15 protein-coding genes are annotated in these 26,325 nt (G+C 71.0%); 2 read left to right on the top strand and 13 right to left on the bottom strand.

Translation table 11 applies throughout. The annotated features are described in order from the left end of the window. The first annotated feature begins 523 nt into the window (after positions 1 to 523). Positions 524 to 4,792, top strand: coding sequence for a family 78 glycoside hydrolase catalytic domain (locus IF651_RS12415; protein ID WP_191829449.1), 4,269 nt, complete (start codon positions 524 to 526; stop codon positions 4,790 to 4,792). A gap of 124 nt (positions 4,793 to 4,916) precedes the next feature. On the opposite strand, the gene IF651_RS12420 is transcribed toward IF651_RS12415, so the two are convergent. The 12 genes from IF651_RS12420 to IF651_RS12475 all read right to left on the bottom strand — a co-directional run bounded on the left by IF651_RS12420 (position 4,917) and on the right by IF651_RS12475 (position 24,920). Then, complete coding sequence (locus tag IF651_RS12420; RefSeq protein ID WP_191829450.1) at positions 4,917 to 6,362, bottom strand: rhamnulokinase; 1,446 nt, start codon at positions 6,360 to 6,362, stop codon at positions 4,917 to 4,919. Then, on the bottom strand, positions 6,359 to 8,395 hold the full coding sequence (locus tag IF651_RS12425) for a bifunctional aldolase/short-chain dehydrogenase (RefSeq protein WP_191829451.1): 2,037 nt from the start codon (positions 8,393 to 8,395) through the stop codon (positions 6,359 to 6,361). Before IF651_RS12425 ends, IF651_RS12420 begins: the two co-directional genes overlap by 4 nt. Before the next feature lie 60 nt (positions 8,396 to 8,455). Then, positions 8,456 to 9,889, bottom strand: coding sequence for an L-fucose/L-arabinose isomerase family protein (locus tag IF651_RS12430; RefSeq protein WP_191829452.1), 1,434 nt, complete (start codon positions 9,887 to 9,889; stop codon positions 8,456 to 8,458). A 3-nt stretch (positions 9,890 to 9,892) separates the two neighbouring features. Continuing rightward, positions 9,893 to 11,059 carry an L-rhamnose isomerase gene (gene rhaI / locus IF651_RS12435; protein ID WP_191829453.1) on the bottom strand — a complete coding sequence of 389 codons (1,167 nt, stop codon included), beginning with the start codon at positions 11,057 to 11,059 and terminating at the stop codon, positions 9,893 to 9,895. 233 nt (positions 11,060 to 11,292) lie between these two features. Continuing rightward, positions 11,293 to 12,297: a LacI family DNA-binding transcriptional regulator gene (locus tag IF651_RS12440; protein ID WP_191829454.1), complete on the bottom strand. Its 1,005-nt coding sequence runs from the start codon at positions 12,295 to 12,297 to the stop codon at positions 11,293 to 11,295. Between the two features lie 62 nt (positions 12,298 to 12,359). Continuing rightward, positions 12,360 to 14,804: a family 43 glycosylhydrolase gene (locus IF651_RS12445; protein WP_191829455.1), complete on the bottom strand. Its 2,445-nt coding sequence runs from the start codon at positions 14,802 to 14,804 to the stop codon at positions 12,360 to 12,362. A 108-nt stretch (positions 14,805 to 14,912) separates the two neighbouring features. Further along, complete coding sequence (locus IF651_RS12450; RefSeq protein WP_191829456.1) at positions 14,913 to 15,917, bottom strand: substrate-binding domain-containing protein; 1,005 nt, start codon at positions 15,915 to 15,917, stop codon at positions 14,913 to 14,915. A gap of 91 nt (positions 15,918 to 16,008) precedes the next feature. Next, entirely contained in the window at positions 16,009 to 17,070 is a 1,062-nt protein-coding gene (locus IF651_RS12455; protein WP_191829457.1) for an ABC transporter permease, read from the bottom strand. Next, complete coding sequence (locus IF651_RS12460) at positions 17,057 to 18,070, bottom strand: ABC transporter permease (RefSeq protein WP_191829458.1); 1,014 nt, start codon at positions 18,068 to 18,070, stop codon at positions 17,057 to 17,059. Before IF651_RS12460 ends, IF651_RS12455 begins: the two co-directional genes overlap by 14 nt. Beyond that, positions 18,067 to 19,587, bottom strand: a complete 1,521-nt coding sequence (locus tag IF651_RS12465) for a sugar ABC transporter ATP-binding protein (RefSeq protein WP_191829459.1) — start codon at positions 19,585 to 19,587, stop codon at positions 18,067 to 18,069. The genes IF651_RS12460 and IF651_RS12465 overlap by 4 nt, the downstream gene beginning before the upstream one ends. Before the next feature lie 139 nt (positions 19,588 to 19,726). Then, on the bottom strand, positions 19,727 to 24,145 hold the full coding sequence (locus tag IF651_RS12470; RefSeq protein WP_191829460.1) for a glycosyl hydrolase: 4,419 nt from the start codon (positions 24,143 to 24,145) through the stop codon (positions 19,727 to 19,729). Between the two features lie 187 nt (positions 24,146 to 24,332). After that, positions 24,333 to 24,920 carry a sugar O-acetyltransferase gene (locus tag IF651_RS12475; RefSeq protein ID WP_206715305.1) on the bottom strand — a complete coding sequence of 196 codons (588 nt, stop codon included), beginning with the start codon at positions 24,918 to 24,920 and terminating at the stop codon, positions 24,333 to 24,335. A 117-nt stretch (positions 24,921 to 25,037) separates the two neighbouring features. Here IF651_RS12475 and IF651_RS12480 point away from each other — a divergent pair, with 117 nt between their 5' ends. After that, the gene (locus tag IF651_RS12480) at positions 25,038 to 25,862 is read left to right on the top strand and encodes a formate/nitrite transporter family protein (protein ID WP_191829461.1); all 825 of its coding nucleotides are present in this window, start codon (positions 25,038 to 25,040) and stop codon (positions 25,860 to 25,862) included. Between the two features lie 39 nt (positions 25,863 to 25,901). On the opposite strand, the gene IF651_RS12485 is transcribed toward IF651_RS12480, so the two are convergent. After that, entirely contained in the window at positions 25,902 to 26,303 is a 402-nt protein-coding gene (locus IF651_RS12485; RefSeq protein WP_191829462.1) for a TIGR03618 family F420-dependent PPOX class oxidoreductase, read from the bottom strand. Positions 26,304 to 26,325: the final 22 nt, after the last annotated feature.

A 26,325-nucleotide genomic window follows, 5' to 3' on the forward strand; every position in this document is an offset into this window, starting at 1 on the left:
GGTCTCCGTTCGTCAGTTCTTCGGGTTCTCAGGAACAGCTGATCGGGCTGTACGCCGCAGCGGGTCGGGAACGTGATCTCGTACGTCTCCGCCTGCCGCCACGGCAGCCGCCGGGACGCGCGTGAGGCGGGAGGTCAGGGCCAGGACGCGGGACGGGGCACGGCCGAGCTCGTGCACAAGCATGTCGGACACCAATCGACGTTGAATGGGCATGCATTGAGACGTTTCAATAACCAAGCGTACCGAGCCGGATGCTCACCGGTCAAGATCCCGGTACCGGGCGCCGGTGATCGCCGACGTCGACGCACGCTCACCCCCCTGCTTGTCCGACCACCCGCGGTGCGACTAGACTCATTGCCTGAAACGATTCATTCGTCTTCGGACCCCTCGCCTCTCGTATCGACGACGATCGGAGCAGCCCGTGCGATCACGCGCCGTCTGGCCTCATCCCCGTGGTAGATCCCCCAGGAACCGCGGCCGCAGCCCGGCCGCGCTGCTCGCGTCCGCCACCGTGCTGGGACTGGTGAGCACGCTCGTCGGCGCCCCCGCGCAGTCGGCGCCCTTCGCCGTGCCCGACCTCACCGCCCTGCGAACCGACGGTGCGGCGAACCCGCTCGGGATCAACGCCGACGCGGTCGACTTCGGCTGGGAGATCAGCTCGGAAGCGCGCAGCGTCTCCCAGTCCGCGTACGAGGTGCGCGTCGCGACGAGCGCGGACGGCCTGGACGACCCCCTCTGGAACTCCGGCCGGGTCGAGTCGGACGACAGCGTGAACGTCGCCTACGACGGTCCGGAGCTCACCTCGCAGACCCGGTACGCGTGGCAGGTGGAGGTGTGGGACCAGGACGGCACGGCGAGCGGCTGGAGCGAGCCGGCCTGGTTCGAGACCGGGATCCTGGCCGAGGACGAGTGGCAGGCCGACTGGATCGGCGGTCCGGACGCGCAGGCACGGATAGGCGCGTGGACCGACTACCGGTACACGGTCGACTACACCCTCGAACCGGGGACCGCGTTCGGCGTCTTCCTCCGCGCCACCGGTTCTGACGACGCGTTGATGTGGCAGCTCAACGATGAGGAGCCCGGCAACCCGAAGCTCCGCCCGCACGCGCGGATCGGCGGCGGCTGGTCGTTGCTCGACGAGATCAGCCTCACGGAGGCCGGCCTTGAGCCCGACGTCCTCACCGAGCGCGGGGAGCTCGAGGTGACGGCCGAGGGCGGGACCGTGTCGACCCGTGTCGACGGCGTCCTCGTCGACACGCGCAGCGTCTCCCTGCCTCGGTTCGAGAAGGGGTACGTCGGGTTCCGCACCTCGGCGAGCACGACCTCGCACGAGTCGGTGACCGTCCACTCCGCGGCGGTCGAGCCGCTCGACGGCGGCGACCCGCTGCTGGACACGGACTTCGACGGTCAGAACCCGTTCGACGGCGGCGAGCTCGTCGAGGACGGGCTGCTCCTCGACGGCAACCACGAGACGCTCGTGAGCGTCCCCGACGACCACCCGTTCCTGCGCACCGATCTCGACCTGCCCAAGGAGGTACGCAGCGCACGCGTCTACGCGAGCGCCCGCGGCGTGTACGAGCTGAGCCTCAACGGCACGAAGGTCGGCGACCAGCAGCTCGCGCCCGGCTGGACCGACTACGACACGCGCATCGAGTACCAGACGTACGACGTCACGGACCTGGTCCGGACCGGGTCCAACGCCTTCGGCGCGATGCTCGCCCCGGGGTGGTACGCGGGCAGGCTCGCGCACGCCGGCGACAAGAACTACGGGTCGAGGCCGTCGGTGATCGCGCAGCTGCGCGTCGACTACTCGGACGGGACGAGCGACACGTTCGGGACCGACGACGACTGGGCGACGGCGCCCGGCCCCTACGCGAAGGCCGACCTCATCGACGGCGAGGACTACGTCGCCGGCCGCGAGCGAGCGGGCTGGGACGAGCCAGGGTACGACGACTCCGCGTGGGACGCCGTGTGGGTCGCCCCGAGCGCGACGTCGCTGCTCGAGCCGCAGGCCGCGCCGCCGGTGCGGGTCACCGAGGAGCTGCCTGCCCGCACCCGTACCGAGCCCGAGCCGGGCGCCTGGGTCTACGACCTCGGCCAGAACATGGTGGGTGTGGCGCGCGTCGTCCTGCGGGGCGAGCCCGGCAGCACGGTGCGCGTGCGGTACGGCGAGGAGACGTACCCGGACGGTCGCCTGTACACGGCCAACCTGCGCTCCGCTCGAGCCACGGACTACTACACGTTCGACGAGCGGGGGGAGGCGGTGTACCAGCCGCGCTTCACGTTCCACGGCTTCCGCTACGTCGAGGTCACCGGTGTGACCGACCCGCCGACGACCGACGAGGTCACGGGCGTGGTGTGGGGATCGGACCTCGAGCGGACCGGGACGCTGGAGACCTCGAACGAGCTGGTCAACCAGCTGCAGAGCAACATCACGTGGGGTCAGCGGGGCAACTTCCTGTCGATCCCGACGGACACCCCGGCCCGTGACGAGCGCCTGGGCTGGAGCGGTGACATCAACGTGTTCGCTCCGACGGCCTCGTTCAACATGGACACCCTCGCGTTCCTGTCGAAGTGGCTCGTGGACCTGCAGGACGCCCAGCTGCCGAACGGCGACTACAACGGCGTCGCGCCCTACCACCCCGACCTCGCGTGCTGCGGGGGCGGGACCGGCTGGTCCGACGCCGGGATCACCGTCCCGTGGACGCTCTGGCAGAGCTACGGGGACACCGAGCACGTCCGTGCCGGCTGGACGTCGATGACCCGCTACATGGACTACCTGGCCGCCGCCTACCCCGACCACGTGCGCGGCTCGAGCTACGCGGACTGGCTCAACCTGGACGACCCGACGCCGGGCGACGTCCTCGGCACGGCGTACTACGCATACGTCGCGCGCCAGATGTCCGAGATGGCCGAGGCGATCGGTCACGACGACGAGGCGGAGCACTACGCGTCGCTCGCCGCCGAGGTGGGGGACGTGTTCCGCGACCACTTCGTCGCGGCCGACGGCACGGTCACGGGCGACAGCCAGGCCGGCTACGCCATCGCGATCGGGATGGGCCTCATCACCGACGAGCAGATGCCAGCGGTCGCGGAGAACTTCGTCGCGACGCTCGAGCGCCGCGACTTCCACCTCTCCACGGGCTTCCTCGGTACCCCATGGCTGGTCTCGTCGCTCGCGGAGTCGGGGAACCTCGACGTCGCCTACCGCGTCCTGCTCAACGAGGACTACCCGTCGTGGGGCTACGAGATCGCCAACGGCGCCACCACGGTGTGGGAGCGCTGGAACTCGATCATGCCGGACGGCAGCTTCGGGGACGTGTCGATGAACTCGTTCAACCACTACGCCTACGGCGCGGTGGGCGACTGGATGTACCGCAGCATCGGCGGCATCGCCCCGGGTGCTCCGGGCTACAAGCAGTCGGTTCTCGCACCGACCCCCGGCGGCGGCATCAGTGACGCGAGCGCGCGCTACGACTCCGTCTACGGCCAGATCCGTACCTCGTGGAGCACCGGGGGCGGGGACTTCCGGATGAGCGCCACGGTCCCCGCCAACACGACGGCGACGGTCGTCCTCCCGACGGTGGACCCGGACCTGGTGACCGAGGGGGGGCTCGCCCTCGCCGACGTCTCGGACGTCACGGACGTGGAGGTCGTGGACGGCGCGGTCCGTGTCACCGTCGGTTCGGGCGACTACGTGTTCGTCGCGGCAGGGGCCGGCGTCGTCGACCCGGTGGTCGCGCTCGACCCGGTCGAGGTGTCGCCGGGCACGATCGCGCCCGGCGGGTCCACCGAGGTCCGCACGACGGTCACCGGGCTCGGGACCGAGGACGTCACGGGCCACCTCGAGGTCGAGGTGCCGTCGGGCTGGAGGGCCCCGAGCCCGAGCGAGGAGGTCACCGTCCGAGCACGCGGCAGCGTCGACGTCCCGGTCACCGTGACCGCGCCGCTCGAGGCGGCCGCGACGTCCGCACGGGCGCCGCTGAACCTCCGGTTCGTGATCGACGACGTCACGGTCGGTTCGGCGTCCACCGAGGTGGGCGTCGAGATCGAATCCGTCGCCGAGGTGCCCGCAGGCTACGACCACGTGGACCTCGGGGACGCCACGTCCGAGGAAGCGCACGACCTGACGGCGTCCCCGTCGTCGGGCACGAGCACCGAGGCCGGCCTCACGCGCCGCTACGCCGGGCTCACGGACTTCTCGTTCTTCGAGTTCGACATGGCGGTGGTACCGGGCGAGCCGTTCGTCCTTCGCGCGACCGAGACGTACGACACGTCGCAGACCAAGCGGTACACGGTCTACGTCGACGGCGAGGAGGTGCACCTGCGCAGGCACCGGCACGACGGGGCGGGGACGGAGACGTACCAGGTCGTCGTGCCGGCCGAGCTCGCGACGTCGGACACGGTGCGCGTGACGTTCGAGACGCAGGACGACCACAGCTTCTACGACCCGTCGATCGCTGACACGTGGACGCTGCCGGTTCCCGCGGGCGCCGTTCCTGAGCTCGACGTCGACGTCTCCGCCCAGTCCCGCTGCCTCGCGGGCAAGGCCTACGTCGCGGTCCGTGCGACGAACGGCACCGACGTCCCTCTCGACGTCACGCTCGCGACCCCGTACGGCACGAAGGACGACTCGGACGTGCAGCCGGGCAAGAGCGCGTACCAGTCGTTCGCGGTGCGGGACACGACCACGGCCGCGGGCACCGCGACCGTGACCGCCACCGGCACGCTCGACGGCGACGAGGTCTCGGTCGAGACCGACGCACCGTACGACGCCCTCGACTGCGGCTGACGGCGCCCGGGTCCCGCCTGACCCGGGCGGGCGCACGGGCGGGGGTGGTGACCGTGAGGCCACCACCCCCGCCCTCGTTCCCGGTGGGTCCTCACCGTCCTGCCCGACGTCGCGGTCGCAGCGATCAGTGCTGGGCGCGCGGCTCGTACCGCACGGGCGGAGAGGACCGCAGCACGAGGTCGCGCAGGTCCTCGAGAGTGCCGTCGACGGCGCCGAGGGCGCGGGCCTGGACGAGGACGTTGCCGATCGCCGTCGCCTCGACAGGGCCTGCGAGGACGGTCAGGCCCGACCGGTCCGCGGTCGCCTGGCACAGCAGCGTGTTCAGTGCACCTCCTCCGACGACATGGATCACGGTGGCACGACGGCCCGCGAGCCGCGAGGCCTCGTCCACCGTGTCCGCGAACGCCTGGGCGAGGCTCTCGACGATGCTGCGCACGAGCTCGCCCCGTGTCTGCGGGGCGGCGACGTCGTGCTCTCGGCACCAGGCCACGATGCGCCCGGGGATGTCGCCGGGCGGGAGGAAGCGCGGGTCGTCGACGTCGAACACCGTGACCGGTCCGGTCACGGCCGTGGCGGCGTCGAGCAGCTCGGCGAGGGTGCTGGACCGCTGCTCGGTCGTCGCAGACCGCTCCCACGTCCGGACGGACTCCGACAGCAGCCACAGACCCATCACGTTGTGCAGGAACCGGACGCGCCCGTCGACGCCGCCCTCGTTCGTGAACCGGGCGGCGCGAGCGCTCTCCGTGAGCACCGGGGCATCGAGCTCGAGACCGACCAGCCCCCAGGTGCCACAGGACACGTAGGCGACGTCCCGGTCGGTGCTGGGGACCGCGACGACCGCCGAGGCGGTGTCGTGCGAGCCGACGGCCGTCACGGGGACGCCCTGGCCGACGACCCGCGCGGCCTCGTCGGTCAGGACGCCCAGCGACGCGCCGGGGTCGACGAGCGGCGGCAGGATCGACGCCGGGACGCCGAGGCGGGAGGCGAGCGCCGTGTCCCACTCCCCCGTGCGCGGGTCGAGCAGACCCGTCGTCGACGCGTTCGTGCGCTCCGCCACCTGTGCCCCCGTGAGCCAGTAGGCGAGCAGGTCCGGCACGAGCAGCATGCGGTCGGCCACGGGCAGCAGGTCCGCATCGCACGCGAGCTGGAACACGGTGTTGAACGGCAGGTGCTGCAGCCCGTTGTGCCGGTACAGCTCGTCCGGCGGGACGAGCGCGTGGACGTGCTCGACCCCGGCCGCGGTGCGGTCGTCGCGGTAGTGGTAGGGCACGCCGAGGAGCCGCCCGCGGCGCAGGAGGCCGTAGTCGACCGCCCACGAGTCGATCCCGACGCTGTCCAGCGAGCCCGCGTCGTCGCGACGTGCTTCCGCGAGGCCGGCGAGCACCTGGCGGTAGAGCTCGAGCAGGTTCCAGTGCAGACCGTCCCGGGTGCGCACCGGTTCGTTGCCGAACCGCGCGACGTGCCGCAGCCGCAGCTCGCCCCCGCCGACATGTCCGACGATCACCCGGCCGCTCGTCGCGCCCAGGTCGACCGCCGCGACGGTGGCGCGGGCCGCGGGCCGCGGGCTCATCGCAGGAACGCCGCGGCGACGCCGGAGTCGACGGGGACGTGCAGGCCCGTCGTGCGCGACAGCTCGGGACCGGTCAGCACGTAGACGGCGTCGGCGACGTTCTCGGGGACGACCTCACGCTTGAGGATGGTCCGGTTGGCGTAGAACTGCCCGAGGTCGGCCTCGTCGACACCATAGGTCGCCGCGCGGTTGGCACCCCAGCCCGAGGCGAAGATGCCCGACCCGCGGACCACCCCGTCGGGGTTGATCCCGTTGACGCGTACGCCGTGCTCGCCCAGCTCGACCGCGAGGAGCCGCACCTGGTGCGCCTGGTCGGCCTTGGTCGCCGAGTACGCGATGTTGTTGGGGCCGGCGAAGATCGAGTTCTTCGACGAGATGTAGACGACGTCGCCGCCCATGCCCTGGTCGACCAGCACGCGAGCGGCCGCCTTCGAGACGAGGAACGCGCCCTTGGCCATGACGTCGTGCTGGAGGTCCCAGTCCGCCTCCGTGGTGTCGAGCAGCGACTTCGACAGCGACAGGCCCGCATTGTTGACGACGAGGTCCACCCCGCCGAACGCGAGCACCGTGGCGTCGATCGCCGCCTGCACGCCAGCGGCGTCGGCGACGTTCGCGGCGACACCGATCGCGACGTCGGTGCTCCCGAGCTCGGCGGCCACGGCCTGCGCCGTGGTGAGATCGAGGTCGGCGACGACGACGCACGCGCCCTCGGACGCGAGCCGGGTCGCGATGGCCTTGCCGATCCCGGACGCCGCGCCCGTGACGAACGCGACCCGGCCCTGGTGGGTCTTCGGCTTCGGCATCCGCTGGAGCTTGGCCTCCTCGAGCGCCCAGTACTCGATGCGGAACTTCTCCGCGTCCGAGATCGGCGCGTAGGTCGACAACGACTCGGCCCCGCGCATGACGTTGATCGCGTTGACGTAGAACTCGCCCGCGACGCGCGCCGTCTGCTTGTTCGCACCGTAGGAGAACATGCCGACGCCCGGGACGAGCACGATCAGCGGGTCCGCACCGCGGATCGCGGGGCTGTCCGTCCCGGCGTGCGCGTCGTAGTACGCCTGGTAGTCCGCTCGGTACTCAGCATGCAGCTCGCGCAGGCGGGCGAGCTGCTCGTCGACTCTCGCCGACGCGGGCAGGTCGAGGATCAGCGGCTTGACCTTGGTGCGCAGGAAGTGGTCGGGGCAGCTCGTCCCGAGCGCGGCGAGGGCCGGGGCCTTCTCGGACGCCAGGAAGTCCAGCACCACGTCGGGGTCGGTGAAATGGCCGACCATCGGCCGGTCGGTCGACGCCAGACCTCGGATCGTGGGAGCCAGCGCCGCAGCGCGAGCCCGCCGCTCGTCGTCGGGCAGCGCCTCGAACCCGGGACGGACGTCTCCGAACGGGTCGGACGAGCCGTGCTCGGCGATGTAGGCGGTGGCGGTCTGGATGATCCAGCGCGAGGCCTCCTCGGCCTGGTCCGACGTGTCTCCCCAGGCGGTGATTCCGTGCCCACCGAGGATCGTGCCGATAGCCTGCGGGTTCTGCGCCTTGATCTCCGCGATGTCCAGGCCGAGCTGGAAGCCCGGCCGGCGCCACGGTACCCAGACGACCTTGTCGCCGAAGATCGCCCGCGTCAGCTCCGCGCCGTCTGCGGCCGTCGCGATGGCGATGCCGCTGTCGGGGTGGAGGTGGTCCACGTGCCGGGCGTCGACGAGGCCGTGCATGGCCGTGTCGATCGACGGCGCGGCACCGCCCTTGCCGTGCAGGCAGTAGTCGAACGCGGCGACCATCTCGTCCTCGCGCTCGACACCGGGATAGACGTCGACGAGGCGACGCACCCGGTCCAGCCGCAGGACCGCGAGGCCCTTCTCGGTCAGCGTCCCGAGGTCGCCGCCGGAGCCCTTGACCCAGAGCAGCTCGACCTGCTCGCCGGTGACCGGGTCGAGGTCGGAGCCCTTGGCCGAGGTGTTGCCCCCGGCGTAGTTGGTGTTGCGCGGGTCGGCGCCGAGCCGGTTCGAGCGCGCGACGAGGTCGGTGACAGCGGGGTTCGTCATGGTGTCCGTCCTGGGTTGTGTCGTGGTGGCCTCGGGGCGTGCCGCGCACGCCGGCCGGTGTCAGACCTGTCGGTAGTCGATGCCGAGCAGGCTCGCGGCCGCGCGGTAGTCACCCGCGCGGTGACCGATCGAGAGCGACCAGTGGTGCCCGACGCCGGTCGCGCTCCACTCGTCGACCCACTCACCGGGATCACGGGCGAAGTCGACGCGCGACGTCGTGTTGCCGATCTCGAGGAGCGGCCCGGGGACCACGGTCCCCTCGGAGGCGATGAACGAGAGGGACCCGTCGGCGTCCTGCCCGAGGCCCAGCAGGGTGACCGGGCCGTGCTGGACGTCGAACTCGACGCTCACTCCCCAGCCGCGCTTGCCGTGGTAGACGCCGAGGCCGCGCAGGAGCGGGTCGCGTGCGGACACCGCGAGGTGCGCGGGGCCGTCGTGCCCCATCTCGACGACGCCGTCCTCGAAGTCCAGTGCCTGGATCTCGCAGAACGACCCGCCGGCGCCGACGACCTGCGTGGCGAGCTGCGCGACGCTCGTGCGCAGCTCGTACTCGCCCGTCGTCGGGACGCCACGAGCTGTCAGCAGCGAGGCCCCGAGGATCATGCCTGCGCCGAGTCGCTCGTGCTGCTCGCCGTCGAGACCGCGGTGGTAGTAGGCGAGCGAGTCGAGCTCGAAGTCCTCGACGAGGCGGTCGAGGCCGACGGACACGCGGGCACCCCAGGCGAAGTCCGCGTCCACGACGCTGTCGTCGAGGGTGAAGACCTCCTGCGCGAGGTCCATGCGAGCCTCGGTCTCGGCGTCCGTGACCTTCTCGACGCGCACGCGCAGGTCGTCGAACTCCAGGACCTCGACGTGCGAGCCGAACGAGACGGGGAGCAACGTCAGGTCGGTCGAGACGTCGAGCATGCCCGGGTAGACGTGGCCCATCAGTCCGTGCCGCGCGTGCCGCAGGGCGGCACGCACCTGCGCGGCGTTGACCCAGCGCTCGATGCGCCGCCACGCCGACTCCTGGCGGAGCCAGCCGGAGACCGACCGGAACTCGATCCCGGCCCGACGGAAGACATTGCCGACCTCGGGGACCGGGCACTGGCCGCAGTAGGCGAGCCACTGTCCGGTGTCGAACGTCGCGTGGTCCATCCGCTCGGTCGGCTGCAGGTCGATGACCAGGACCGGGGCGTTGCTGCGCTGTGCGATCGGCAGCACCATCGACGAGGTCAGGTACGTCGTGAGGAACAGCACGATGAGGTCGCAGTCGGCCCGGCGCAGCGTCTCCGCGGCGCGCGCACCCTCCTGCGCGTCGGAGATGAATCCGACGTCGGTGACCTCCGCGTCCATCTCCTCGAAGCGCTCCGAGACGTAGCGCGAGGACTCCTGGAGCTGGGGCAGCAGGTCCGGGAACTGGGGCCAGTAGGTCCCGAGCCCGCCGGCGACGAGGCCGACACGGGCCTTGCGACGGATCGCGGGGGTGAGCGCGGGATGTGCTGTGGCTGCCATGTCTCAGGCCCCCCAGCTCGCCTGCGTACCACCGACGCGTTCCTCGGCGATGCGCTGGGCGTAGCCGCTGTCCAGGTAGGCCTGGAACGGGTCGGCCGGTAGGCCCCGCCCCTCGCGCCACTGCGCGAGCCAGGGGCGGACGTCGGTGTAGAACGCGTCCATGAAGACCGCGTTCGCGCCGAGCACGTCGCCTGCCTCCTCCGCCGCGGCGAGCGCCTCACGGTCGAGGAGGAGAGCGCGCGCCGTCATCTCCTGCACGTTGAGCACGCTGCGGATCTGGCCGGGGATCTTGTCCTCGACGTTGTGGCACTGGTCGAGCATGAAGGCGACGTCAGGGTTGGCGTAGCCCCCGCCGCGGATCACCTCGGCGATGATGCGGAAGAGCTGGAACGGGTCGGCGGCCCCGACGATGAGGTCGTCGTCCGCGTAGAAGCGGGAGTTGAAGTCGAACGATCCGAGCCTCCCCAGGCGGAGCAGCTGCATGACGATGAACTCGATGTTGGTCCCGGGCGCGTGGTGTCCCGTGTCCAGGCAGACCATGGCGCGGTCGCCGAGCGCGGCCACCTGCGCGTAGCTCGTGCCCCAGTCCGGCACGTCCGTGTGGTAGAACGCCGGCTCGAAGAACTTGTACTCGAGCACCAGGCGCTGGTCGTCGGCGAGCGCGGCGTAGATCGTACGCAGCGACTCGGCGACGCGGTCCTGGCGCGCACGCATGTCGCCCTGGCCCGGGTAGTTCGTCCCCTCGGCGAGCCAGATCTTCAGGTCGCGCGACCCCGTGGCGTGCATGATGTCGATGCACTCGAGGTGGTGGTCGATGGCCTTCCGGCGAATCTGCGGGTCGACGTGCGAGAGCGCGCCGAACTTGTAGTCGTCGTCCTGGAACGTGTTCGAGTTGATCGTCCCGAGCGCGACGCCCTGGTCCTTCGCGAAGGTGCCCAGGGCGGCGTAGTCGTCCACGTTGTCCCACGGGATGTGCAGCGCGACGGTGGGCGCGAGGCCGGTGTAGCGGTGAACCTGTGCCGCGTCGGCGATCTTCTCCTGGGGTGTGCGGGGCGTCCCGGGCGTCGCGAACACCTTGAAGCGGGTGCCGGAGTTGCCGAACGCCCACGAGGGCAGCTCGATCGCCTGCTCGGCGAGGAGCGGTGCGATGTCCGAGAACGTGGTCGCCATTGAGTCCATCTCTCTACGGGCCCGGTTCCTCCCGGGCTGCTATGAATCGTTTCACCGTTATACCTCCCGGCCCGGTCGCAACGCAAACGAGTGCCCGATCACGCTGCATCCGCAGAGGTTCCGTGGGCCCGGTGGTGCGCGGCTCGGAGCGCCGTCGGACCACGCTCCGGGCCGCGCACCGCAGACCGGCACGCACGGCTCGCTGCGGCACGGTGGCACGGTAGGGCAGCGCCTCAGGCCCCGGTCGAGGCCCGCGGGACGAGCTCCGGCTGGAACTCGATCTGCTCCCGGGGGGTGTCCGGCTCCTCCGCCTCGCGCACGAGGATCTCCACCCCGGTCTGGCCGATGAGGTGGCTCGGCTGGCGCACCGACGACAGGGGCGTGACCGTCGAGGCGGCGAACGCGATGTCGTCGTACCCGATGATCGCGAGCTCGTCAGGCACTCGGAGTCCTTCTGCCTGGGCGGCCGCCTGCAGGACGCCGACCGCGAGCAGGTCGTTCGCCGCGAAGACCGCGTCGGGCCGGTCCGCCGCGTCGCGCGCCGCGATGGCCGCTCCCGCCAGGGAGCCCTGGCGCACCGTGAGCGATTCGGTCTCGATCACCTCGAGCATGCACCCGGGTGCCGCCTCGACCGCCGAACGGGCACCCGCCAGCCGATCCCTCACCTGGTGAAGGTCTCGAGGTCCGCCGACGAACGCGATGCGCCGTCGTCCCTGTTCGATCAGGTGCTGTGCCGCGAGCCGACCTCCTGCGACGTCGTCCACGGACACGGAGGAGAAGGGCAGGTCGCCCGCTCGTCGGTCCACGAACACCGTCGCCGTCCCGCGGTTGCGCAGCCGCTCGAGCTGCTCCGTGACCTCACCGACCGAGGAGATCAGGACCCCGCGGACCCTCTGCTCCTCGAACAGGTCGAGATAGCGGGCCTCGCGAGCAGGGTCCTCGCCGCTGTTCCCCAGCAGGACCGCCAGGCCCAGCGCGGCCGCCCGCTCCTCGGCGCCCCGGGCGAGCTCGGTGAAGAACGGGTTGCCGACGTCGAGGATGACGAGCCCGATGGACTGGCTGCGGCCCGCCCGGAGCTGTCGGGCCGCGTCGTTGCGGACGAACCCGAGCTCACGGATGGCATCGCGGACACGGTCGACCGTGGTGCCCGACACTCGCTCGGGACGATTGAGCACGTTGGAGACCGTGCCCACGGACACGCCCGCGCGTGCCGCCACGTCACGCACGCTGACGGACATGCAACCTCCTACGGGATGGTGTTCCGACGTCGAGGATTATCCAGGTCTGGGGCATGCGCCGCTCACTCTCCTGTGCAGCTGAGCGCGTCGTACGTCACCGGGTACGCCTGTGAACCCTCGCCGTCGGGCAGGGAGCCCGTCACCGTGACCGATCCTGCACCCACGGACGGTGCACGCACTGCGAACGACTGGTACGCCGACCGGCCCGGCGCGACCGACGCGCTGACACTGTCGCCGAAGGGCGTCGACAACCGGATCGCGACCGGTACCTCGTCGTCGTTCGTCGCGCGCACCGCCACGTAGGCCGCCCCGGCGAGGCAGCGGGACTGCGCCGTCACGACGAGCTGGGGATCCGCCGCCGCCTGGACGTCCGCCTCGACGTGGAGCACACGTCCCGCCTCGACCGACCAGGTGGCGCCCGAGTCGTGGCTGATCGAGGCGACCCCGCCCGGGTACGGCGTGGTGTCGGAGTACGCGATGCCGTAGGACCCGGCGGTCGACGACGTCCGTGCGACGAGCACGAACCGGTCACCCGCGCGCACCTCACGCGGCTCGTCGAGCCGGACCTCGGCCCACGACGCCGCCCAGGAGATCTCGTCGGGCGGGATCTCCGACGTCGCGACGACGTCACCGGCGACTCCGTCGTCGCCGGCCTCCCGCAGCTCGAGGACGAGTGGCGCGTCGGGGTGGTCGGACTGGAACGTCGTGAAACGTGCGGCGGTGAGCAGTCCGTCGTCGGGGACGGTGAAGCCCTGGGACCGAGCGAGGCCCCCGCGGACGTCCCAGTGCGTGCGGTAGCCGACGTGCCCGGTCGAGACGGCTGCCGGCTCCGGGCCCTGCGCCTGCTCTCCTACCGGGATCGTGACGTCGTACGACCGTTCGCACCCGATCGGCAGGATCTGACCGTCGGCACCGAACGCGAGCGGCTGCCAGTAGTGCTTGGCGAGTGCCTCGTTCGGCTTCGCATCCATCCAGACGTCCGACTGGTAGAGGTAGACGGTGCCCTGCGACGTCTCCAACGGCAGGACGTCGGTGGGCTGGCCGCCGCACGACGTCCTGGTGATGTTCGTGCCCGTGATGCTCGACGCCGGCCGGTCCCACTGCTCGAGGCCGTCGTCGAAGTCGTCGGCGAGGAGGACCGTGCCGTCGGCGGCGACGACCCGCGCCGCATCGACCGCGACACGCTCGCGGTCCGACCCGCTCTCCCGGAACCCGACGCGCCCGGACCCGCTCGCGGTCGCCGTCGTCGTGTCGACGAGCTCACCGTCGATCCGCGTCTCGATGGTGTCCCCGTCGACCGTGATGTCGACGTCGTAGGCCTGGCCTGTGACGATCGGTAGGGGGAGCGGGACCGTCGTCGCGCCGTGTCCCGGGATCAGCTTGGTGAGGTTGCCCCCGGTCGCACCGGAGTGGGGATAGTTGCCGATGAGCCACTGGTACGAGCCCGCGTCGGACGCGCGGACGACGAAGCCCATCTGGCCGTACCCACCGGCACCCGCCTCCAGCGGGGTCGCGGTCGCGCTGAACGTGTAGTCGGTCCAGTCCTGGCCGTCGCGGCTCAGTCCGACATCGCCGCCCTCGACGTGCAGGACGCCGTCGGAGACGCTCCAGGCGTCGGGGGTCGATCCCGTGCCGGACCACGGGCCGAGCGGGCTCGGCGCCGTCACGTACCCGGTGCCCGTCGTCGTGTACCCGCGGTTGGGATCCGAGTACGTCAGGTAGTACGTCCCGCCCCGCTCGAAGATGGTGGGTGCCTCCGTCGAGCGGATGTTCACGCGCGTCCAGTCGCCCGTACCCGTCGTATACGTGTCGTCGAGCCGCTCGACGATCAGGTCGCCGCCACGGATCCAGTCGGTGAAGGCGAGGTACGCCTGCCCGTCGTGGTCGACGAAGACCTGGTGATCACCGTAGTTCACCCCGCCGGGTGCTCCCTCCGGCGCGGCGAGGTCGGGCTCGGCGACCTCGGTGAACGGACCGGCAGGGTCCGTGGCGGTGAGCACACGGTAGCCGGACCCGTTGTCGTAGGTGTTGATCCACAGCACGTAGCGACCGGTCGACTCGTTGTAGACCACGTGGGGGCGGTAGCAGCCATAGGTGGCTCCGTCGCAACGCTCCTGCCATGTCGGCGTCGACGCGTCGAAGAGCTCACCCAGGGCCGTCCAGTGCACGAGGTCCGGGGAGCTGTAGGCGACGAACCCGCAGAACGGGGCCCCCGGTGTGTTCCACTCGTAGCCGCACCCGTAGGTCGTGCCGTAGAGATAGTAGGTGTCCCCGAAGCGCTGGATCTGACCGTCGTGCGCGTCGATCGCCTCTCCGTCCACGTCGAACCGGATCGTCGGCTCGCCGTCGGCGTCCTGGTTCAGCAGGGTCACGGTCTGCTCGTCGCTCGTGACCGACGGGTTCCCGGCGGCACCGGCCGGGCCCGGCACGACGACCGCCGTCAGCGCGCTCACGGCCAGCAGGGCAAGGATCGCGCGGGCCCGCGCGCGGGCGGTGGTGCTCGACATCGTCGTCGACCTCTCCGTCGTCTCGGCACGGCTGCCGAGGTTGCTGATGCTCAGGGGTGGACCGGGTACCGGCGGACGGTGCGTGCGCGCCGCCCGCCGGTATGACTGCTACTGCAGGTAGTCCGCCACGTTGTCGGCGTCGACGAGCGTGACGGGCTGATAGACCTCGCGCTCCTCGGCGTTGTCGTAGTCGATCTCTTCGCCCGAGACGGCCTGGTCCGCCAGGTCGACGGTCAGCTCGCCCATCGCCGTCGGGTCCTGCGCGATCGTGGCCGACATGCCGTCGTCCGCGATCGCGGTCAGGGCCTCGGCGTCACCGTTGAAGCCCACGGTCACGACGTCGGACACGGGGCTGAGGCCGGAGTCCTTGATCGCGTTCGCGGCGGCGACACCCATCGGGTCGTTGCAGGCGAAGACGCCGGCGACGTCGGGGTCCTTGGCAAGGGCGTCCTTCATGATCTTGTAGCCCTCCTCCGCCTTCGAGTTGCCGGAGAGCTCGGTGACGACGTCGTAGCCGAGCTTCTGGATCTCGTCGACGAAGCCGACGTTACGGCGTGCGGCGTAGACGGCCGACGGCTCGCACGTGATCGACACGACCTTCTTCGACCCGCCGTTGGCCTGGATCTGCTCGTCCATGAACTCCGCGGCCTGCGCCCCGCCGTCCTCGTTGTCGGAGATGACGATCGCGTCGTAGGGCACGCCACCGCCACCGATGTCGTCGATGATCACCGGCACGTCGAGCTCCTGTGCCTTGGCGACGATCGGGCCGAGCGCGTCAGGCTTGAACGGGCTGATGATGAGCACGTCGACGCCCTTGTCGAGCAGGGCCTGCGCCCCGGTGACCATCTCGTTCTCGTCGCTCTTCTGGTCGTGGAGCTCGAAGTTCCAGCCCTTGGCCTCGGCCGCCGAACGAGTTCCCTCCTCCATGTACTGGAAGAACTCGTACTGCATGTCGTACACCGAGAACCCGACGGTGACCTGCTCGTCCCCGCCGGAGCTGGCTACGTCGTCCCCGCCGCTACCACCGGTGTCTCCGGTGGAGCATGCGGTGAGCACCGTGGCGGTGACCGTCGCGAGTGCTGCGGTCGCAACCCACTTCTTCGTGATCTTCATTGCGAATGCCTTTCTGGGACCGAAGCACGCTGTTCCGGGTACCTCGAGTGGGGGTGGGTGAGAGCGGGCAGGACGGTCGGGAGGACCGCCGTCATGCCGCCTTCGGTGTCCGGGGGCCGAACGACCTCCGAAGCAGGTTGACGCCTGCGAACCGCGTGCGCAGTCCGTCGATGGCGAGGGCGATGATGAGCACCGTGCCGAGGATGATGTTCTGGTAGGACGCGTCGACGCCGTGGGCGACGAGCACATCGTTGAGGACGGTGACCAGGAGGACCGCGGAGAACGTCCCGACGAGGGAACCACGGCCGCCCTGCAGGCTGGCGCCGCCGAGCACCGCCGCCGTGATGACGCTCAGCTCGAAGCCGTCCTGCGCCGCGCCGTCGGCTGTCCAGACCCGGGTGATGTACGTGAGCGTCGCGATCCCGACCGCCAGGCCGACGAGAGCGAACACCACGAACCGGATCCGCGCGGCGGAGACGCCGCTGAATCGGGCCGCGACCGGCGACGACCCGAACGCGACGATCCGGCGGCCGGTCGGGGTACGACGCAGCAGCACGTACGCGAGCCCGAAGACCACGACCATGAGGACGAACGGGAAGGGCACCAGAGCGAGGTTGAGGCTGCCGATCTGCGCGAAGGGCGAGTCGACCTCCGTGTACGGCAGCGTCGCCGGGCCGTTCTGCGTGAGCAGGTACGCGATACCACGGAAGACGAACAGCATCCCGAGGGTCGCGACGAAGGGCGGGACGCGCAGCGCGGTGACGAGGAAGCCGTTGACCATTCCGCACGCCGTCCCCGCCGCGAGCGCCGTCACGACCGCGAGACCCGTACCCCCGACGCCGTAGGCGAAGAGCGTCAGCACGCTGACGAGCGCGAGCTGGCCGCCCACCGAGAGGTCGAAGGCGCCGTTGATGATGAGGACGGTCATGGCGCACGCGACGATGCCCAGGTAGGCGCTCTCCCGCAGGATGGACTGCAGGTTCGAGATCGCGAGGAAGTCCGGGGTCGTCGCGACCGCGACGAGCACGAGCAGCACGAGCACGGACGTGATGCCCCACGTGTCCCAGAACGACCCGAAGTCGAGGCGTCGACCCGGGCGCGACGGATCAGAGGCCGGGGGCGTGGGCGCGGTGGTCAGGTCAGGGCTTGTCATCGAGGACCTCCACGGGTGCCTTGCGGCGGATCGCCTGGATCGCGAGGGCGGCGACCAGCAGGAGTCCAACGCTGATGCGCTGGTAGGCGGGGGGGACGTTGAGCAGGTTGAGACCGTTGCGGATCGTCTCGATCAGCAGCGCCCCGATCACCGTGCCCATGACCGCCGCGTGCCCACCGAGGAGGCTCGTCCCACCGATGACGACGATGGTGATCGCGTCGAGCTCGAACCCGAGGCCGAGCTGGCCGGAACCCTTCTGCAGCTGGGCGGAGATGAGGATCCCCCAGATCGCCCCCGCGACGCCGATCATCACGTAGACGGCGAGCCGGATGCGGTCGACGGGCAGTCCCGACAGATGTGCCGCATCACGGTTGCTCCCGATCGCCGCGACGTGCCGGCCGAACCGCGTGCGGTACGTGACCCACAGCATGACGGCGAGGGCGAGGACGGCGAGGACGATCGGCATCGGGATGCCGAGCGGCCGGCCGGCCGCCATGTACTTGAGCGTCGGGTCGTTGACGATGACGTCGCGCCCGCCGGACAGTGCCGTCGCCGCGCCGCGGACGATGACCATCGTCGCGAGGGTCGCGATGAACGGCGTGACGCCGAATCGCGTGATGACGAGGCCGTTGAGCACGCCCACGAGAGCTCCCGTGACGAGACCGGCGAGCATCCCGACGAGGCCGTGGGCCCCGTCGGCGATCACGGTGCACGTGATCACGCCGGTCAGCGCGACCGTGGAGCCGACCGAGAGGTCGAACTCGCCCATCGTGATGCACAGCGTCATGGCGAGACCCGGGATGACGATGATGCTCGCGGCGACGAGCACGTTCTCGAGGTTGCCCAGCGTGAGGAAGCGGGACGTGGCGAACGACAGCGCTGCGGCGACGAGGATCAGCGGGATCGTCAGGGGCGCGGACCGCAGCGCCGAGACGACGACGTCGACGACGGTCCGTCGGGGCGGCGCGCTCGTGGTTCGCCGCTCGGTCGTGGTGCTCATGCCGCCACCCCGATCCGGCGGCCGGTCGTCGCGCACGCGATGACGTTCTCCTCGGTACGTTCGTCGCCGTCGAGCCGGCCGACGACACGCCCCTGGGAGAGCACGACGACCCGGTCGCTCATGCCGAGCAGCTCGGGCAGGTCGCTCGAGACCATGAGCACCGCGACGCCGCTCTTGGTGAGCTCGCCGATGAGCTGGTGGATCTCGGCCTTCGCCCCGATGTCGACGCCGCGTGTGGGCTCGTTGAGCACGAGCAGGTCGCCACCGGGCGCGAGCGCGCGACCGAGCAGCACCTTCTGCTGGTTGCCCCCCGAGAGCTGGCCGATGAGCTGGGCCGGGCTGCTGGCCTTGATCCGCATGCGGCTCCGATAGCTGTCGTAGGTCTCCCGCTCCTTCGCGAAGGACAGGAGCCGCGCGACTCCGCGCATCCGGTCGAGGATCGTGATCGTGACGTTCTGCGCGACCGTCAGGTGCGGCAGGTTCCCCGCGGACTTGCGGTCCTCGTGGAGGAAGCCGACCCCGGCGCGCAGCGCGTCGGCGGGGCTGGACGGTGCGTACCTCTCACAGTGCAGGGTCATGCTCCCGCGGCGGGCCGCGAGCGCGCCGTACACCGCCTCCGTGAGCTCGGTCTGCCCGGCACCTGCGACCCCGCCGATCCCGACCACCTCACCGGCACGGACATCGAGGCTCACGTCCCGCAGGATGCGCCCGGCCGAGAGACCGTCGAGCCCGAGCACCACCTCCCCCGGGACACCGGGCTCGCGGGTGAACACCGAGGAGACCTCGCGACCCACCATGTGGCGCACGAGCTCGTCCTCGGTGGTGCTCGCGATGTCGAGCGTCGCGACGTGCTTGCCGTCGCGGAGCACCGTCGCGCGGTCCGCGATCTCGAAGACCTCTTCGAGGTGGTGGCTCACGTAGATGACGGAGCGCCCCTCGTCGCGCAAGCGGCGCACGACGTCGAGGAGCCGCGCGACCTCGCTGTGGGACAGGGCGGCCGTCGGCTCGTCCATGACGATGACCTGGCCCTCCACCGAGAGTGCCTTGGCGATCTCGACGAGCTGCTGCTCCGAGACGCTGAGGTCGCCGACCCGGGCGTCCGGGTCGATCTCCCAGTCGAGCATCCCGAAGACGCGACGGCACTCGTCGCGCATCACGCCGTAGCGGATGCCTCGGGTCGCAGCCACGACCGGCTCGCGGCCGACGAAGACGTTCTCCGCCACCGTCAGGTCGGGGAAGAGCGTGAACTCCTGGTAGATCACCGCGATGCCCGCGACGAGCGCGTCGTGCGGCTTCGCGGGAGAGTACGGGTTGCCGTCGAGGACGACCGTCCCCGCGGTCGGCGTGTTCACGCCACCCAGGACCTTGAGGAGCGTGGACTTGCCCGCGCCGTTCTCCCCGACGAGAGCGTGGACCTCGCCGCGGGCCACCGTGAATCCCACGTCGTCGAGCGCCCGGACCCCCGGGAACTCCACCGTGAGACCAGTGACCTCGAGCACCGGGTCGTGTTCCGACATCTGCGTCGTCGTTCCCTTCCGCATCTTCGCGTCGACGTCATGAATCGTTTCATGTCGCCGTTGCACGACTATAGGTGGCCGTTCGGCGACGCGTCAACACCATGCCCGCACGAGCACGGCACTGACACGTCTAGCGCTGTCATCCGCAAGAGGTCGCGCCGTACGACGCGGTGAGCTCCTGCTCGACGGAGCGTCCGTCGACCAGCGCCGTCACTCGCACCCCGGTCACGGCTCCAGGCACCTCTGAGGCGCGGGAGGAGAACGCCTGGTAGGCACTGTCGCCCACCTCGACGCCCGTGAAGGTCTTCGACCCGAACGGGGTCTCCAGGACGACGTCCACCGGGACGGCATCGGCGTTCACCGCTCGGACCGCTACGTAGGCCCGACCCGCCAGGCATCGAGACCGTGCCTCCACCTCGACGTCGACGGGGGTCTCGTCGTCGGCCGGGAGCGCCCACACGTCGGCGAGCGACGGATCGGCCACGTCGGGATTCGCACGGCTCTGGAACCGCACCGTCACCGTGTCGGACCGCACGAGCTCCGCGGGCACGACCAGTCGCCAGCCCTCGGTCCCCTCCCGTCGGACGTCCCGCACGTTCTCGCGCGTCGCCACGCGCTCGCCGCCGACGTACACCTGGTACCCCTTGACCTGCGGGTCATCGTTGTACGTCTCGAGACCCTGCAGCACGAACGACCTCCCTGCCTCGACCGCGAGGTCGACCTCGTACCAGGCGTCCGGCACGCGGTACCCCCCGTAGCGACGCGTCAGGCCCGCCTCGACGTTCGTCCCGCTCGTCGGCGAGCTCTCGAGGGCATGCGCGGCCTCCGAGTCGCGGTCCCCGAGGTCCACGTGATCGAGAGCGGCATCGGGTGGGGTGGCGAACGACGCGTCGAGCACGAGCGCTCGCGCCGCGACGAGCTGGTCGCCCACCGCGAACGTCGCCGTGAGGTCGGTGTCCCCGTCCGGTACGAACCCGGTGGACCGGGCCGTCGCGACCGCTGTGACCTCGCCGTGCGCCGGCAGGGTGACCGGCACGGCCACGCCGTCGACCCAGCCTGCCCCGAGAGCGCCGGGCACCCCGGTCACGGGCTCTTCGGAGTCGTTCTCGATCGTCAGTGTGACCTCGGCGCGGTCGCTCGTCACGGAGGTCTTCGCCGTGGCGGCGGTGATTCGCAGCGGGCTCGTCACGAGATCGCCCCCCGACGTCGCGAACGGCAGCAGCGCGACCGGGCCGAGCAGCCCCGACTCACCACCCTCGCCGCGCTCCGCGCCGTCCGTGTTGGTCACCGTGACCTCGACCGTGTTCGTCCCGACGACGAGCGCGTCGCCGACGTCAGTCCGGAACGGGGCGCGCAGGAGCGTCGCAACCTCTTCGCCGTTGACCGACACGCGCGCCGCGTGCGCGACGCGGCCGAGGTCGAGCGTCCAGTCGGCCGCGAGGTCGTCGGCGGTGAGCTCGAACGCCCGTGAGTACACGCCGTCGCCCGAGTACCGCGGCGCGAGGTCGTCCCACGAGCGCAGCGGTCGGTCGATCGCGTCGGAGCCGTCACCGAGCTCGAGACGCCAGTCGCCGTCGAGCCGGCGCTCGGTGGGTAGCGGCGGAGTCACGACGGCCCCCGTGAACGTCCGCGATCCGTCCGTCGCCGTGACGACGGTCGGTCCCGACCTGTCGGACCGCACGGTCACGCCCAGCGTCTCCTCGTCCTCGCCACCCGACGGGCCGACCGACCGGACCGTCCCGACGCCGTCGACGTGCACAGCGTGCGCCGACGCACCGGTCTCCGTCGAGATCGTCACGCCGACCGGCACGCCTGGCTCGAGCGTGAGCGGCATGGTGGTGCGGGCTTCCCCTGTGACGTACGACGGCGCACGGCGCACGTCGCCCGAGTCGAAGTCCCACAGCGCGGGGACGCCGCTCGCGGGGAACGTCGCGTCCGTCGTCATGGTGACCGTGCCCTCGTTGAGGAGCAGGTAGCCCGAGGACCCGTGCTCCTGGAAGCGCAGGACGCGCACGGTGGTGCTCGGGTCGTCGAGCACGACGGCGGCCCGCCCGAGCGACGCCGCGGCCGCTCCGGCGTCGGATGCCTCGTCCTGGACGACGACGCGGTCCCCGCCTGCGTCGACGAGGTGCAAGACGGCGGCGGCGAGCTCGTCGTCGCGGCCCTCGACCTCGCGCGTCGGGGCGGGGCCGGCGAGCACGACCTCCCCGCCCGCCTCGACGAGCTCGACGAGGCGCTGCACGGCCTCGAGAGACACGACCGGGGCGGTCGGGACGACGATGGTCGAGTACGTCATCTCGCCGACCTCCAGCCGTCCGTCGGCCGTGACGACCGCGTGCGCGAGGATCGACGGGTCGTCGCTGAGCGCGCCCTCGTCCAGCAGGTCGAAGTCGACCTGCCGGTCCTCGAGCGAGTGCTGTGCCGCGAAGAACGGGTCGTCGACCGCCGACTGCTCCTGCGCCGTCGACGAGGCACCTTGCGCGGCCTCGGCCGCACGCTGCATCTGGACGACGGCGGTCTGCGCGGCCGTGGTGTGCCGGCCGAACTCCATGAGTCGCCCCGTCCACTCCGACAGCTCCGGCACGTACTGCCACCACGCGTTCTCCTCGCTGAAGACCGGCGGGTAGGGAGCGGTGCCCGGTGCGTCGAAGGTCGCGTGGAACAGTGCCTTGTTGATCCCACGGACGGCCGACATCGCGGTACCGCGACGCACGTCCGCGATGCTCCTGCTCCACCCGGTCGCACCCATGAGCTCGTCGTAGACGAGGGGCCGGCCGAGCTGGTGGGCGACGCTCGCGGGCTCACGGGGCAGACTGCGCGCCCAGCCGCGCTCCACGTGGTCGTAGATCAGGTCGGTCCCGGGAACCTGCGCCCACTGATGCATCGTCAGGAGGTTGCCCGACTCGTGCAGGCGACCGGCGGGGCCGTACTCGTCGTACAGAGGGTTGGAGATCATCGCGACGCCGTGGGCCTCGGCCCACTCGTACTTCGTCTTCCAGTAGGCGTCGGCCCACTGGTCGGACATCGCGCGATAGAACCGGCCGCGCAGCTCGTCGCCCTCGGCACCCAGGTCGCCGTACACCGCGGCGATGGCGGCCGCGACAGGGACGCCGTCCTGCTCGAGTCGTTCGGCGAGGTCGGGCGACCACGGAGGCAGGTCGTCGCCGTGCCGGCCGACCTCGGGCTCGTCGTCGGCGAACCCGAGGAGCGTCGTCCCGAGGTACTCGCCGAAGCGGTCCGCATACTCGTCGAACACGACGTCGAGATACAGCTCCTGCGCCTCGACGGACATGCTGTCGAGGTACAGCGCGCGGTCGCCGGTGCGCGGCACCGACCGGTACGCCTCGATGCGCCACCGACCGTCCGGTGCGGGCCAGGTCCCGTCGTCCGTGCCGTAGAGGTCCGTGAGGTCGACGACGCGATCCAGGTCCTGCGCCCCCTCCCCGCTCGCCGGTCGGGCGGTCACGGCGACGACGTCGTCGAGCACGCGCGACCGTGTGTCGAAATCGGTGATCGAGGTCGCGTCCTCGAAGTCGTTCGCGTAGAGCGGGTCGCCGCCGGGCACGGTCGAGACCTCGAGGTCGTCCAGCGCCCACGCCTGCGGGCCGTCGACGCGCATGCCGACGCCGCCGCTCGCGTGCGCGGTGTCGGTCACCGTCGGCTCGGCGACGCCGTCGAGCGTCACGTCGATGTCAGCCCCCTCGACCCGGATCGTGATGTCGTGCGCGGTCGCGGGGTCCCAGCCGGGACGGGTGGTCGAACCGACGCGCAGGTTCACGAACGCGCCGCCGGTCTGCCGCCAGAAGTCCACCTGACCGTCGGCGCGGACGTCGACCAGGTATCCGTTGCGCGGATCCTCCGAGCGCACCATGAAGCCCGCCGTGGCGGAACGGATCGTGAAGGTCGCGTCGAGGCTGTAGTCCGTCCAGTGGGCCCCGTCGCGCAGCAGCGTGATCCCGGGCGTCCGGCTCGCGTCGGCCACGACCTGACCCTCCTCAGCAGAGAGCGATGCTCCGAAGAGGTCGTGCAGCGGCACGTCGGTGCCCCCCTCGCGGACGGCCGTGCCGCCGCTCATGAGCGTCTTGACCGCGAGGTCCGGTCGCGGCTCGTAGGTCCTGTCGCCCACCGTGCCGCCCTGCACGACGAACCCGCCGGCCATGCCGCTCGGAAACTTGGCGTCGTCGTCGAGCCACACCTTCAGGCCGAGCTCCTCGGACCTCTCGAGCAGGTGCCCGACACGGTCGAACCACGCCTCGCTGAAGTACTCCTCGGGCAACGAGCCGTCCCAGCGGAACACGACGACCTCTCGGAACCCCGCGTCGTGGATCGACTCGAGGCGCGCGTCCACCTGAGCCTCGGTCTGCGCCCGGTCCCAGAACCACAGCACTGCCGGCCGCTGGTCGGTCGGGTTCTCGAAGTCGCCGACGTCGAAGCCCGGGACGTCCGGTGGCAGCTCTGCGCCCATCTCCACGCCGCTCGCCCCGGCGCCACCGGCAGGGTCGGCTCCGCTCGGTGCGACCAGGGTCGCAGTCAGGCCACAGGCCACGAGCACTGCCACGGCGCCACGGCGGGCGTGCGACCAGCTGGTACGGAGTGACGTCGTCGTCATTGTCGTTCCCATCGTGAGCAACGTTGCCGAGGAGGAGTGAAACGATTCATCCACTCCGACATGTGACGCTACCGTGCGAGAGCATGGTGGTCAACGACTCCGGTCACCTGCCCGCGCGGGCTGCGGTCTCCGCCCGTCAGTCGAGCGCCCGCACCACCCGCGCCGGGTTGCCGACCGCGACGACGTCCGCGGGCAGGTCGCGCACGACGACGGACCCGGCCCCGACGACGGTGTTCGCGCCGATCGTCACGCCGGGGCACACGATCACACCGCCACCGAGCCACACGTTGTCCCCGATCGTGATGGGCTGTCCGCCCTCCCACTTCGCGCGGCGTGCCCCCGGCTCGGTGGGGTGCGTCGGCGTCAGGAGCTGCACTCCCGGGCCGATGAGCACGTCGTCACCGATCGTGACCGCTCCGACGTCCAGGCACTGCATGCCGTAGTTGACGAACGAGCGAGCGCCGATGCGCGTCTGGTAGCCGAGGTCGCAGTAGAACGGCGTCCGGATGTCGGAGCCCTCGCCGAACGCGCCGAGCAGCTCCGTGAGCAGGGCTCGACGCTCGTCGGCCTGCGACGGGTGCAGCGTGTTGATCCGGTGCTGGAGGTCTTCGCGGCGGGCGACGTCCGCCAGGATCTCGGGGTCGTCGGCCAGGTAGTCGTCACCCGCGAGCATCCGCTCGCGCATGGACCGCGTGTCATCGGTAGTCCCGTTCTCGTCCGTCATGCCTCCAGCCTAGGAATGTTGCGGGCATCCGCCTCGATCGGCTGACGACGGGCGGGCTCGCGCGCCCTGAGGCAGCCTGGTGTCGCGGCGACCGGCCCGCACGGACCGGAGGACGACGTGGACACGAAGGACGACCCGCAGCGCAGCCCCGACGCCCGAGAGGACGAACCCAGCACGACCGAGGAGAAGGACGAGGCGCTCGACCGCGTCATCGTCGAGGGCACGCCCCGGCTCTACCGCAGCACACCAGACCTGCTCGCCACCGGCGTCGTCGCGGGCATCGAGGTCGGCATCGGTGTGCTCGCCCTGCTCGTCGTCGTGCACGAGACCGACAGCATGCTGCTGGGGGCGCTCGCCTTCTCCGTCGGGTTCATCGCTCTCCGGCTCGGCCACAGCGAGCTGTTCACCGAGAGCTTCCACGTCCCCGTCATGGTGGTGGTCGCCGGCGAGGCGCGCTGGACCCACCTGCTCCGGCTGTGGGGCGGCACCCTGCTCGGCAACCTCGTCGGCGGCTGGGTGCTCGCGTGGCTCGTCGCCGTGAGCCTGCCGGACCTGCACTCCACGGCGGGCGCGCTGAACCGCGAACTCATCGACCGCCCCCTCGACCTGGGCACCTTCGCCCTCGCGGTGCTCGCGGGTGCGGCGATCACCCTGCTGACCAGGATGCAGAGCGGCACGGAGGACGACATGGCGAAGGTCGTCGCGGCGGTCGCGATCGCGTTCGTCATCGTGGGCACAGGGCTGCTGCACTCGGTGCTCGACACCCTGATCACGTTCGTCGCGGTGCACGCCGGGGAGCCGGGCGCCTCCCTCGCCGCGTGGCTGCCGTGGTTCGGGTGGGTCGTGCTCGGCAACCTCGTCGGCGGGCTCCTCCTCACCACGCTGCTGCGGGTCGTCCGCAGCCGCGAGCGCCTCGAGCAGTGGCGCAGCGCGGACACCTGATCGGCGGAGAGCACGAGGTCGTCCCCAGACCCGTGCACACTACTCCTTCGCCGCGCCCCAGCCGTACCAGCGCTCGACCTCGAGCAGGGCGCTGACGCGTGGGCTCGCACGGTCCGGGTACTCGTGTCCCGTGTAGTGCCGCGAGACGCGGTCGATGTCGGCGAGGTCGGGGTCGTCGCGCAGCTCGACGCTCCCGATGACGGTCAGGTGGGTGTACCAGTTCTCGTCGAGGACGGTCAGCGACACCCGCGGGTCACGCCGTAGGTGCTTGAGGCGGACGCGGGTCGCGTCGAGGTTGAGCAGGACGCGGCCGTCGTCGTCCCAGAGATACCAGGTCGCGGCGGTGACGGGTGATCCGTCGGACCGGACGGTCGCCATGACAGCGGCGTTCGGGCGACGCAGCAGCTCGACGAGATCGTCCGGCAGGGGTGGGTGGGGCACGTTCGCTCCTCGGGTAGGGCTG

It is taken from the genome of Cellulosimicrobium arenosum (assembly GCF_014837295.1).
Classification (GTDB): Bacteria; Actinomycetota; Actinomycetes; order Actinomycetales; family Cellulomonadaceae; genus Cellulosimicrobium; species Cellulosimicrobium arenosum.

What these genes read in the sequence shown, in the direction of transcription:
- IF651_RS12445 (WP_191829455.1), bottom strand. Translation starts at nt 14,804, where the DNA reads ATGTCGAGCACCACCGCCCGCGCGCGGGCCCGCGCGATCCTTGCCCTG.
- IF651_RS12455 (WP_191829457.1), bottom strand. Translation starts at nt 17,070, where the DNA reads ATGACAAGCCCTGACCTGACCACCGCGCCCACGCCCCCGGCCTCTGAT.
- IF651_RS12420 (WP_191829450.1), bottom strand. Translation starts at nt 6,362, where the DNA reads ATGAGCCCGCGGCCCGCGGCCCGCGCCACCGTCGCGGCGGTCGACCTG.
- IF651_RS12430 (WP_191829452.1), bottom strand. Translation starts at nt 9,889, where the DNA reads ATGGCAGCCACAGCACATCCCGCGCTCACCCCCGCGATCCGTCGCAAG.
- IF651_RS12425 (WP_191829451.1), bottom strand. Translation starts at nt 8,395, where the DNA reads ATGACGAACCCCGCTGTCACCGACCTCGTCGCGCGCTCGAACCGGCTC.
- IF651_RS12460 (WP_191829458.1), bottom strand. Translation starts at nt 18,070, where the DNA reads ATGAGCACCACGACCGAGCGGCGAACCACGAGCGCGCCGCCCCGACGG.
- IF651_RS12465 (WP_191829459.1), bottom strand. Translation starts at nt 19,587, where the DNA reads ATGTCGGAACACGACCCGGTGCTCGAGGTCACTGGTCTCACGGTGGAG.
- IF651_RS12440 (WP_191829454.1), bottom strand. Translation starts at nt 12,297, where the DNA reads ATGTCCGTCAGCGTGCGTGACGTGGCGGCACGCGCGGGCGTGTCCGTG.
- rhaI (WP_191829453.1), bottom strand. Translation starts at nt 11,059, where the DNA reads ATGGCGACCACGTTCTCGGACATCGCACCGCTCCTCGCCGAGCAGGCG.
- IF651_RS12475 (WP_206715305.1), bottom strand. Translation starts at nt 24,920, where the DNA reads ATGACGGACGAGAACGGGACTACCGATGACACGCGGTCCATGCGCGAG.
- IF651_RS12450 (WP_191829456.1), bottom strand. Translation starts at nt 15,917, where the DNA reads ATGAAGATCACGAAGAAGTGGGTTGCGACCGCAGCACTCGCGACGGTC.